This window comes from Myxococcus dinghuensis (genome assembly GCF_024198235.1).
GTDB classification, from domain to species: Bacteria; Myxococcota; Myxococcia; order Myxococcales; family Myxococcaceae; genus Myxococcus; species Myxococcus dinghuensis.
In genome coordinates this window covers 104,061-114,304 of record NZ_JAKCFB010000031.1, presented here as the reverse complement: position 1 = coordinate 114,304, position 10,244 = coordinate 104,061, and the positions used below count along the sequence as shown (strand labels likewise).

Annotated in this window: 11 protein-coding genes; 8 read left to right on the top strand and 3 right to left on the bottom strand. The window is 72.0% G+C overall.

The window, feature by feature from the left end:
* The 6 genes from LZ198_RS31120 to LZ198_RS31095 form a co-directional block, all read left to right on the top strand.
* On the top strand, positions 1-1,196 hold a 1,196-nt coding region (locus LZ198_RS31120), incomplete at its 5' end, for a PEGA domain-containing protein (RefSeq protein WP_253975748.1).
* An 85-nt stretch (positions 1,197-1,281) separates the two neighbouring features.
* Entirely contained in the window at positions 1,282-1,497 is a 216-nt protein-coding gene (locus LZ198_RS31115) for a hypothetical protein (RefSeq protein ID WP_253975747.1), read from the top strand.
* Between the two features lie 77 nt (positions 1,498-1,574).
* Positions 1,575-2,540, top strand: coding sequence for a CarD family transcriptional regulator (locus tag LZ198_RS31110; protein WP_253975746.1), 966 nt, complete (start codon positions 1,575-1,577; stop codon positions 2,538-2,540).
* Between the two features lie 64 nt (positions 2,541-2,604).
* The gene (locus tag LZ198_RS31105; protein WP_253975745.1) at positions 2,605-3,117 is read left to right on the top strand and encodes a hypothetical protein; all 513 of its coding nucleotides are present in this window, start codon (positions 2,605-2,607) and stop codon (positions 3,115-3,117) included.
* A complete protein-coding gene (locus LZ198_RS31100) occupies positions 3,104-4,054 on the top strand; it encodes a hypothetical protein (protein WP_253975744.1) in 951 nt (316 codons plus the stop codon). Before LZ198_RS31105 ends, LZ198_RS31100 begins: the two co-directional genes overlap by 14 nt.
* A complete protein-coding gene (locus tag LZ198_RS31095) occupies positions 4,051-5,898 on the top strand; it encodes a glycosyltransferase family 39 protein (RefSeq protein ID WP_253975743.1) in 1,848 nt (615 codons plus the stop codon). The genes LZ198_RS31100 and LZ198_RS31095 overlap by 4 nt, the downstream gene beginning before the upstream one ends.
* 61 nt (positions 5,899-5,959) lie before the next feature.
* On the opposite strand, the gene LZ198_RS31090 is transcribed toward LZ198_RS31095, so the two are convergent.
* Together LZ198_RS31090 and LZ198_RS31085 are read right to left on the bottom strand one after the other, a co-directional pair.
* A complete protein-coding gene (locus LZ198_RS31090; RefSeq protein WP_253975742.1) occupies positions 5,960-6,184 on the bottom strand; it encodes a hypothetical protein in 225 nt (74 codons plus the stop codon).
* A gap of 72 nt (positions 6,185-6,256) precedes the next feature.
* On the bottom strand, positions 6,257-6,991 hold the full coding sequence (locus LZ198_RS31085; RefSeq protein WP_253975741.1) for an HAD family hydrolase: 735 nt from the start codon (positions 6,989-6,991) through the stop codon (positions 6,257-6,259).
* 248 nt (positions 6,992-7,239) lie between these two features.
* Here LZ198_RS31085 and LZ198_RS31080 point away from each other — a divergent pair, with 248 nt between their 5' ends.
* The gene (locus tag LZ198_RS31080) at positions 7,240-7,908 is read left to right on the top strand and encodes a hypothetical protein (RefSeq protein WP_253975740.1); all 669 of its coding nucleotides are present in this window, start codon (positions 7,240-7,242) and stop codon (positions 7,906-7,908) included.
* A gap of 517 nt (positions 7,909-8,425) precedes the next feature.
* On the top strand, positions 8,426-8,986 hold the full coding sequence (locus LZ198_RS31075; protein WP_253975739.1) for a hypothetical protein: 561 nt from the start codon (positions 8,426-8,428) through the stop codon (positions 8,984-8,986).
* Positions 8,987-9,037: 51 nt separating this feature from the next.
* Here LZ198_RS31075 and LZ198_RS31070 read toward each other — a convergent pair whose 3' ends face one another.
* A complete protein-coding gene (locus LZ198_RS31070; protein WP_253975738.1) occupies positions 9,038-10,222 on the bottom strand; it encodes an iron-containing alcohol dehydrogenase in 1,185 nt (394 codons plus the stop codon).
* Between the last annotated feature and the right edge of the window lie 22 nt (positions 10,223-10,244).

Here is a 10,244-nt window from a genome sequence, read left to right as displayed (position 1 = left end):
CGGTGACGACGGAGCCCCCGCCCCCCACCGCCCCGCCCCCGCCCTCCGAGCCTCCGGCTGCGCGCGCCGAGCCCCCCGCGGCCGGCTCGCGGCTGCCCCGCGCGGTGATGCTGGGCGCGCCCGTGCTGGCGGCGGTGATGGCCTCGCTGGCGGTGAGCATGCTCGGCCGCGAGGGCACCTTCTCCGTCGAGTTGAGCTCCTCGCCGCCCGGCGCGTCCATCCGCGTGGACGGGCGGACCCTGGAGTCCTCCACGCCCGCGCTCATCACCCACCTGTCCGCGGACGGTGAGCACCTGTTGGAGGTCGTCGTCCCCGGGATGGTGCCGTGGAGCCAGATGGTCCGCGCCGAGCACGGCACCACGCTCGCGGTCCACGCGCGGCTCCATCCACGACTGAACACCTCCACGGCCAGCGGGCTCGCGGCGAAGGGGCGCGGCGGGCCACTCGTCCAGGACGTCGACATGCCGGTGGACGGCGTCCGGCTGTCCGCGGTGAGCCATGCCTTCCGCGTCCCCACCTCGTCCGCCGCCCGCGTGCTGCTGGACCCCGCGCGCGCGTACATGGTCCGCGTCGAGGGGCGGATGTCGCTGGGGGGACCGACCTCCGTGGGAGAGGCGGCCTACTACCTCGAGGGCGACGCCCAGTTGTCCGCGCACGACTCGTTCGGCGTGCTCGGCGCGGACGAGCAGTTGGTCCGCCACACGCGCGTCCTCCACGTCTTCGTGGTGGATGGTCGCCAGGACGACAACCGCGGCGCCATCCAGGTCCGTGTCCGCGAGGTGGGCGGCGCGCCCCTCCCGCCCCTGCGCCTGGACGCGCGTCACCACGCGGTGAGGCTGTCGCGCGCGGACCGCTTCGCCCTCCACGCGCTCGACCCCGACGCCAGCTACGACGTCCTGCTGCGCTACACCGCCGAGCCCGCGCGCACCCGGGGCCTGGGAGGCGGGCCGGTGGGCCGGGTGCTCGGGGTGATGGGGACGGGCGACCCGGGCGACACCGCCCCCAGCGGCCTGGCGGTGCTCGAGGTGGGCCAGCCCCTGCGCCTGCGGGGTGTCTCCTGGCTCCAGCTCACCTTCCCCGACGACCACCTCACCGACAACACCGGCACCCTCCTGGTCGAGGTGTTCCCCGTCGTCCGGCCGCCGGGCAGCCAGGCTCCCGCCCGGGCGACCTCCCCCGTCCCGCCGGCGCGATAGGCCGCTACAGCCGTGCAGCGGCCTGTTGCCGAAAAGTTGATCCTCCGGTCCCGCCCCCTACCCTGGGCGCCAAGGAGGACTCACCATGAAGAAGCTGGTGGCGGTGACCGTGTTGGGGTTGTCGGTGCTGTCGGCGATGGGCCTGTCCGGGCGCGTGGACGCGCGGCCGGGGATGGTCTCGGACGAGGGGCCGACGCAGGCGGAGGTGGAGGCGGCGCTCGACGCTCGACAGAAGGAATTGCTGGGCATTCTTTTGGAGGCTCAGCGGACGGGCGAACGCACGGCGTCGGCCCACCGGTAAACTCGTGGCGTCCGAAGCGACTCGGTGCTAAGCCCGGGCCACTCTGACGTCCGTCAAGAACTGCCCGTGAGGGGGACATGCCAGAAGGGTCCGCGTCACTCCAGCAGCTCGCGGTCGGCGACCGGGTCGTGTATCCGAACCAGGGAGTCTGCCGCGTCACCGCCATCGACGCGAAGGAAGTGGCGGGCCAGAAGCTCGTCTTCGTCACGATGCGCCGCGAGGAAGACGGCGCCGTCGTCATGGTGCCCCAGGCCAAGGTGGTCGCCATCGGCGTGCGCAAGGTGGCCGGCCCCGAGGACGTGAAGGCCGTCTTCGCCTTCCTGCGCTCGGACAGCGACAAGGCCGACCTGGACTGGAAGCAGCGCGCGCGCACCAACCTGGACCGCATGACGCAGGGCGGAATCCTCGGCCTGGCGGAGGTCGTCAAGGACCTGCAGGTCCTCAGCGAGCTGCGGCCGTTGCCCACCAAGGAGCGCGAGCTGTACGACAACGCCCGGCACCTGCTGGTGTCGGAGGTCTCCGCCGCGCTGGGCACCGCGGAGGTCAACGCCGAGGACGCCATCGACATCGTCCTGTTCCCGCCCGGCCGCGAGCGCCCCAAGCGCACCGCCGCCGAGTTCGCGCGGGAGGGGGAAGACGACCTGGGCCTGGAGGGCGACCTGCTCGGCCTGGACGGCGACCTGGACCTGCCCTCGGACGAGGAGCCCGCCTCCGAATCGGACGAGGAGTCCTCCTCCGAGGAGGGCGGCGAGGAGTCCGAGGAGAAGGAGTCCTCGGAGGAGTCCGCGCCCAAGAAGCGCGGCCGCCCGCCCAAGGCCAAGGCGGATGCGCCCGCCGAGGGTGGCGAGCCCGCCGCGCCCAAGAAGCGCGGCCGCCCGCCCAAGGCCAAGCCTCCCGAGGCGGAGGGCGCCGAGCCCGCCGCGCCCAAGAAGCGCGGCCGTCCGCCCAAGCCGAAGCCCCCCGAGGTGGAGGGCGCCGCGCCCGCCGCCCCCAAGAAGCGCGGCCGTCCGCCCAAGGCCAAGCCGGCCGAGACCGAGGACTGACCGTCGAGAACTGGACCGACGGGCCCTGGACGACGAAAGGGCCCTTCCGCCGAGGTGACGCCCCGTGATTCGCGTCGTGACGCTGGACCCCTTCGACGACAAGCAGCTCGCCAAGCTCAACCGCACGCTCTACACGGCGTTCGGCGTGGGCAGTGAGCACTCCGGCAGCGCCGAAGTCCCCCCGGGGCTCGGCGACCCGCTGGACGCGGAGAAGCTGCTGGACCAGGTGAAGGGCATCCGCGCCTACCAGGACGACAAGGTGCTGATGCTCACCGCGCGCAAGCTGAAGGAGCGCGAGCTGCCCAGCGGCGTGGCCCCCACGCAGGGCTTCGCGCGTCAGGGCAAGGACCGCGCGGTCATCACCCTGCAGCCCCACAAGGACCTGGAGGTCGGGTTCAAGCCGGTGGCGCGCCACGCGCTGCACCAGTTGGGGCACCTGTGGGAGCTGCACCACTGCCTGGATCCGCGCTGCTCCATGTACCCGCCCTGGACGCCGTCGTTCTCCCAGGGTGAGCCCATCTTCTGCACCTTCTGCCGGGAAAAGAGCGAGCAGAAGATCCGCCTTGCGAAGTCCTAGCCTCACGCGCGCGCTGCCCCTCCTGGAGCTGGGGGGCCTGCTGCTGGTCGCGCTCCTGTGCCTGCTGTTCCACCTGCGCCAGCCCTCGCGCATGCCGGCCGAGGCGGACTACCGCGCGCTGGTGGAGCAACTGAGGGCGGAGGGGCGCCCGGGTGACGCGGTGCTCCTGTTCCCCTGGTGGACGGAGCGCGCCCGCCTGTTCGTCCCGCCGGAGCTGCCGGTGTACGGCTACCTGGGCTCGGACCACGACGACCTGTCCGCGCACCCGCGCGTCTGGGTGCTGGGCCAGCCGGAGCTGCCCCGCTCCGACGAGGCCGCCTTCCTGAAGGACTTCCTCCCCGAGCGCCGCGCCCTGGGCGAGACGCGCCACGCGGGCACGCTGACGCTGGCGCTCTACGAGAACGGGCGCTACCGGCCGCGCCGCTTCGTCGCCACGGAGTCCGTCGACAGGGCGCGCGTGTACCTGGAGGAGCCCGGTGGTGCGCGTCAGGCCTGCCGCTTCGACGGCAAGGCGCACCGCTGCCCCGGCCCGCCGCACCTGTACGTGGCGCCGGAGTGGCACGAGATCTTCTACGAGCCGCGCCGCTGCCTCTGGATGCACGCCCCCGGCGGCGCCCAGCGGTTGGTGACGGAGCTGGACGGCGTGCCCGGCGGCGTGGACCTGCGCCTGGAGGGCGGCATCATCTTCGAGTTCGCGCACATGAAGGAGGCGCGGCTGACGACGGCCTACCTGGGCGTGGACGACGCGGCCACGGGCGACAACCTGCTCGAGGTGGCGATTGCTCCCGGCCGCGAGGGCGTGCAGTCCGCGCAGGTGCGGCTGCCGGAGGGCCCGCCGCGGACGGTGAAGGTCTGGGTGCGCTCGGAGAACCCGGACCGGCGGCAGGTGTGCCTGGACGTGCTGGCGCTGGAGCCAGCGGTGGGGACGAGGCGATGACGGGCAGGGCACCCACGCGGGACGAGCGCTGGACGGCCTTGGGCCTGTGGCTGCTGGCCTTCCTCGCGCTGTGGCTGACGGAGTCCGCGGTCGGCTTCACCCGCGACGAGAGCGTCTACTTCGCGGCGGCGGAGGGCTATGCGGGCTGGTTCCGTCAGCTCTTCCATGCGCCCGCGCGGGCGCTGACGGACGCGGCCATCGTGCGCGGGTGGGACTACAACCACGAGCACCCGGCGCTGATGAAGACGTTGTTCGGGCTGAGCCACCTGCTCTTCCACGACACGCTGGGTTGGATGCGCTCGGCCACGGCGTTCCGGCTGCCGGCCTTCGCCCTGGCCGCGTTGGTGCCCGCGCTGAGCTTCCTGTTCGGCAGCGCGCTGTACGGGCGAACCGCGGGCCTGTTCGCCGCGCTCGCGTTCATGCTGGTGCCGCGCCAGTACTTCAACTCGGAGCTGGCGTGCTTCGACGTGCCGGTGGCGGCGTTCTGGCTGCTGGTCGTGTACTGCTTCTGGCGCGCGCTGGAGGACGTGAAGTGGGGCCTGTGGTGCGGCGTGGCCTTCGGGCTGGCGCTGGCCACCAAGCACAACGCCCTGTTCCTGCCCTTCGTGCTGACGCCCTTCGCGCTGTGGCGCGCGTGGACGGCGAGCGAGGCGAGCGCCGAGGCCCGCGCGTGGCTCCTGCGCTTCGTGGGCCTGTTCGCCGCGGTGGCCGTGTTCTACGGGCTGCTGGTGCTGTCGCTCGGCGGCGCGGACGGCTTCCAGCGTGGGTTCCTGCTGCTCAGTCCGCACACGCTGCTGTTCGTGGGCCTGGCGGCGGGCGGGACGTGGCTGCTCAAGGGCGCCGAGCAGGTGAGCGCGCCGGTGACGCGGGCGCTGGTGCCCATCGCCGCCATGGCGGTGCTCGGCCCCGTCCTCTTCTATCTGCACTGGCCCTATCTCTGGCACCACCCCGTGGACCGCACGGCCTGGTACCTGGCCTTCCACGCGAAGCACAACCACTACGCCTGGTTCTACCTGGGGACGCTGCTGCGTGAGCCGCCCTTCCCGCTGACCTACGTGCTGGTGAAGACGGCGCTCACCGTGCCCACCAGCCTCTTCGCGCCCATGGTGACGGGCATCCTCGCCCTGGGCGCGCGGGTCGCGCTGAGCCAGTTCGAGCGCACGCGCGGCTGGGTGACGCGGCCGGTGACGCTGGCGGAGGCGCTGGTGGGGGTGAACGCGGTCACCTCCATCCTCATCATCAGCCACCCGCAGGTGCCGCACTTCGGCGGCGTGAAGCACTGGTTCCCCTCCATGGTGTTCCTCGGCCTGCTCGCGGGGGAAGCCGTGGTCCGGGGCTGCGCCGCGCTGTGGGAGCGGCTCGAGACGCGGTGGACCGCACTGCCGTGGCCCGCGGTGGCGGCGCCCGTGTTCGCGGTGCTCCTCGCGCCGGCGCTGGTCTACTCGGCGCACGTCTTCCCCTACGGCACGGCGGCCTACTCGGAGCTGGCGGGTGGCGCCGCGGGCGCCGCGACGCTGGGCATGCAGCGTCAGTTCTGGTCCAGCCACGTCACCGGCGTGCTGCCGTGGATCAACGAGCACGCCAAACCCGGCGCGCGGCTGTTCCTCCACGAGGTCCACGGCGGCTCGTTCCGCGACTACCAGCGCAACGGCATGCTGCGAGAGGACCTGCGCGCGGTGGGCAGCCCCGCCGAGGCGGACATCGTCGCGTACCAGTACCACCAGGAGTTCCGCGAGCACGAGTTCCTCACGTGGCAGGCCTTCGGCACGCGCACGCCGACCATGGGCCTGTACCTGGACGAGACGCCGCAGGTGGTCGTCTACGTCCGGCCCGAGGCGCGCTGAAGCCTCGGGCCGGTCGCCGCTTGCACGGACATCCCCGGACGAGGAGGTCCCCGAAAGGACCCTACGGCTCCGACGTGAAGCAGCCCCCGCCTCCGGTGCAGTCCCGGCTGCAATTGGAGGAGGTCTCCGGCCCCGAGCAGACGCCGTCACCACAGTAACCGCCGTACTGACAGTCCTCGGGACAGGTCGTCGGCTCCGGTCGAGAGGGATTGACTGAGTCCGCTCCACACGCCGCCAGGACCACGAAGGACAACGCGGCGGCCATGATTCCCGTCCACCTGAACATCCACGGTTCCTTGGTTGGGGTGAAGCCTGGCGGTCTGACCAGACACGTCGGCTCCCCGGCAACCAATGCCTCTCACGACTCGAAGCGGATGACGTTGACGCGTTGGGCAGCGCAGACCTTGAGCCCGGTCAGGACCTGAAGGACGTCCTGGCGGTGGACGACGGTCCAACCGTGCCGCATGGCGAGCTGGGCGAGGACCTCCACGGGCTCGAAGGCGATGGGGATCCCCACCTGCTCGAACAGCTCCGCGTCCTCCACGGCGCAGCCCATGGCGAGCGATTCCGGCAGGCTGACCTGGTGGAGCTCCGCCAGGTCCTGGAGGATGCGCCGCCGGGCGCCCTCGAGCCCGGGCGCCTCCAGGACACGTCCCGTGTAGCGATTGCGGCGAATCTCGAGCACCGCGCCCCGACAGATGTCCACGCCCAGCTCCGACGCCGCCAGGTGCACCACCTCCATGGGGCTGCCCGACACGAGGGCCACGAGGAAACCCGAGCGCTCCAGCTCCCGGACCAGGGGCTTCACGAAGGCGAACAGCCGCCCCCGGGCCCGGGCCCAGACGGCCTCCGCGACACGCTCGACCGCGGAGACGGCCACGCCCTCCACGGCGCGCCCGAACGATTGATAGACGTGGGCCGCGGTGCTCGCGGCCTCCGGCTGCCCCGCGCGATGGCTCAGCAACAACTCCAGCATGTGCTGCCCATGGACGACATCACAGACACCCCGCGCCACCAGCTCGCGCATCAACAGCGCCCCGAGAACGTCTGGCGTCAGCGTCCCATCCAGGTCGAGCACCGCCAGCCTTCGCATGGACACACCCTCCCCCGTCAGCTCTCGTTCCCGGATGCTGACGGAGATGGCCCGGCTTGCGAGACCACTTCCGGCCAATGCCTGTTGCTCAATGAACGGGGAGCCTGGTGCGACGTCGCCCGCTCGATAGAACCGACCGCCAGCGGGGCGGGGCTGCCAGGCCCGACGCCGGACGCGAGCGCGTTGTCAGCGCCCCAGTCCCCTGCCCACCTTCCGCGCGAAGGGCACACGCCCAAGGGGGACCTCACATGCGACTGTTCAGGCTTCCGTCGATTCTCGCCATCTCCGCCGCGCTCTGCATGGGCGTCGGCTGCGCCAAGCGCGGCACCCAGCCAGAGAACGCGACGGTCAACAACCAGCCACAAGGCACCAGCGAGCCGGTATCCACCAGCGCCGAGTCCTCCAAGCCCGAGCAATCCGGGAAGGAGGTCGAGCCCCCACACAAGAAGGGCCACGCGGAGAGCGTGGCGGACGTGGACTGTCCCATGAAGGTGCCCGGGGCCCAGGCCCGGGCGCAGGATGTGCCCGAGGGCGTGGCGCTCATCATCAGCACCGCGGACGAATCCCAGGTCGCGGACCTGCAGCAGCGCAGCCGGAGGATGCTCAACCAGCAGGCGGCGAGCACCCAGCGCGTCCAGAACGAGCCCCCCATCGAGGAGGCCGCGCGCGAGGACCTGGGCGACAGTCCGCTCGAGGAACAGCTCGGGGACGACACGAGCGGCCGTGGCGGCGGTGGCCTCGCGGGCGCGCCCACCATGCCCTCCAGCGCCCACATCAAGGACACGCCCGAGGGCGTCGTCATCGTCTACACGGCGCAGGACCCCAAGCACCAGAAGCAGCTCAACAAGGAGGTCCACCAAACCGCGGACGAGATGAAGCCGGGCATCTGCCCCGGCGTGAACACCAACCTGCCTTGAACGTCCGCGCGGCCCACGCTCCCCGGAGGCACCGGGGGGCGCAGGGCAGCGAACACGCAGTCGACCACGCCGTCCGCGCGGCGCGGGGCGAGCGGCGCCGCGCGACCCAACCCGCGGTGGTCTCCGGGCCCGGACAGCAGCGCGACGACGACGGCGGGTCCACGTCCGACGCCACCTGCCCCACCCGCTGTCACGCCCGGGGGACCGCCAGGTTGGCGTGAGGAGGCACGTCCGTCAGCGGCTCCTTCGTGGGCGCGCCATGGGGAGAGGGGCTGCTGGCCCACGCCTGCTCGCACGGCGACCGCATCGACGGTCGGCCGCGGGGACCGCCCCCCATGCCTCCTGAAAGACAGACCGGGCGTGCGTGAGCGCCCCCCGCCCGGCGGGGATGTGTACTGGCAATCGTTGCGCGACACAGGCGTCGGAGAACGGGACACCGCGCTCTCCCCGGGGTACGAGCGGCCGCGCTAGGCTGGGGCGTGCGAACGGTGGTTCTTCCAGGCCCCCGGAGGGACACATGAAGCGCTGGAGCTGGCTGTTGGCAATGGTGGTGTTGGGCTCGGGCTGTCACGAAGGACGCAAGGACGACCGGCCCACACGCGCGAAGATCCGGAAGACGGGCCCGGCGACGATGGAGGTGATTCCCCAGGACGGCCAGTTGCCGTACTGCATGCTCTACACGGTGTCGGAGAAGGGCGTCATCCGCCAACTGACGCTGACGCGGGAGAACCGCTCCATCCGCTGCGACGCGGACAAGCCCGTCGCCCACACGAGCTTCCGCGTCCCCGTCCAGGAAGGGAAGGTGAAGGTCTACATCTTCTTCTCCGACGACCGGATTCCGGCGGGCCCCGTCGCGCAGCAGCTCTACGACCTGCGCGCCAACGAGCGCATCAACGCCATGGACCTGCGCCTGCCTGGCCGCGTCTTCGTGGAGACGCTCGAGTTCACCCCCGAGGACGGCTCCGCCGGCGCGAACGACGAGGGCGGCGGCATCGCGACCCAGGACATCGGCGTCCCGGTGCTCAAGGACGGCGGCATCTCCGGCGAGCCGCCCGCCGCATCCGAGGACGGTAGCTGACGTCGCCCATCACCGGGGAAGCCCTTGGCCTCCCCGGCGCGTGTCACGGCCTCACCAGGCCTCGCGGGCCATGGCCAGCAGGTCCGCGTCCGTCACCTTGCGCGGGTTGCACAGGTGGGACGCGTCCTGGAAGGCCTTGTCCGCGATGTGCGCCAGGTCCTCCTCCTTCACCCCCACGTCGCGCAGCCGCGCGGGGATGCCGATGGCGGCGTTGAGCTTGCGCACCCGGTCGATGGCGTTGCTCGCGAGCACCTCCTCGCGGGCGTTGGAGGTATCCCCCAGGGCCACCGCCACGCGAGCCAGCCTCGCCGTGCTCGCACCCCGGTTGAACTCCATCACCACCGGCAGCACCACGGCGTTGGCGAGCCCATGGTGTACGCCGGAGATGGGCGTGAGCGCGTGCGCCAGCGCGTGGCAGGCCCCCAGCCCCTTCTGGAAGGCCATGGCGCCCTGCATCGCCGCGACCATCATGTCCGTGCGCGCCGCCAGGTCCGAGCCCTCGAGCACGGCCGTCACCAGCGAGCGCCCCACGCGGTGGATGCCGTCGATGGCCACCGCGTCCGCGAGCGGGTGGAAGCCGCTGGCCACGTACGCCTCCAGGCAATGCGTGAAGGCGTCCATGCCGGTGGCCGCGGTGACCCCCGGCGGCAGGCCCAGCGTCAGCTCCGGGTCCACGATGGCTGCGCGCGGCAGCAGGTGCGGACTGAAGATGACCGTCTTGCGGCCGGTGTCCGCCAGCGTCACCACGCCCGAGCGGCCCACCTCCGAGCCCGTGCCCGCGGTGGTCGGGATGGCGATGAGCGGCGGCAGGTCGTCGCGGACGTACTGGTCCCCGCCCTTCGCGTCGTCATAGCGGCTCAGGGGCGGCTCGTGGGTCGTGAGCAGTTGCACCAGCTTGCCCGCGTCCAGCGCGCTGCCACCGCCCAGCGCGATGATGCCGTCACAGTCGTGGCTCCGGTAGGCCTCCAGCCCCGCGAAGACGTCCTTCTCCGTGGGGTTGGGCTCCACGCGGTCGAAGACGGCGCTCGACAGGCCCGCGGCCTTCACGACCTCCAGCACGCGCGCGGCCAGGCCCGCCTTCACCACGCCCGCGTCCGTGACGAGCAGCGGGCGCTTCATCTTCAGCCGCTGTGCCTGGGCGGGCAGGCGTTGGAGCGCCCCCGCGCCGAAGACGATGCGGGTGGGCCACGCCATCTCGGTGACGCGGGGTTCGGTGGGGATGTCGAACGGCTTCATCGCGATTCTCCTCGCTCGGGGC